The organism is Rhodococcus sp. B10, assembly GCF_011770055.1.
Taxonomy (GTDB): domain Bacteria; phylum Actinomycetota; class Actinomycetes; order Mycobacteriales; family Mycobacteriaceae; genus Rhodococcoides; species Rhodococcoides kyotonensis_B.
On sequence record NZ_JAAFYV010000138.1, the window covers coordinates 1 to 369 of the forward strand.

Consider the following 369-nt stretch of genomic DNA (forward strand, 5'->3'; position numbering starts at 1 on the left):
CCTTGACCTCGTAAGCGAAGACGGCGCCGCCGTCGATGGAATCGAAGCGCGACAGCTGCGAACCCAAGCCGGGGCCGTAGAAAATGTTGTCCCCCAGGACGAGGGCGGCGCTGTCGCTGCCGATGTGGTCCGCGCCGAGTACGAAGGCTTGCGCGAGACCGTTCGGCTCGTGCTGGACCTGGTAGGTGAGGTTGATGCCGAACTGGGAACCATCGCCGAGCAGACGTTGGAACTGGTCCGCGTCCTGCGCGGTGGTGATGATCAGAATGTCGCGGATGTTCGCCAGGATCAACGTCGAGAGCGGGTAGTAGATCATCGGCTTGTCGTAGACAGGCACCAACTGCTTACTGATCCCCATCGTGATCGGAT

At 61.5% G+C, this 369-nt stretch carries 1 protein-coding gene; it reads right to left on the minus strand.

Going from position 1 to position 369, the window contains the following annotated elements; all coding sequences use genetic code 11:
• Positions 1-369, minus strand: a 369-nt coding sequence (locus RhoFasB10_RS26030) for a sugar phosphate nucleotidyltransferase (protein ID WP_167679371.1), incomplete at both ends; no start/stop codon positions are given.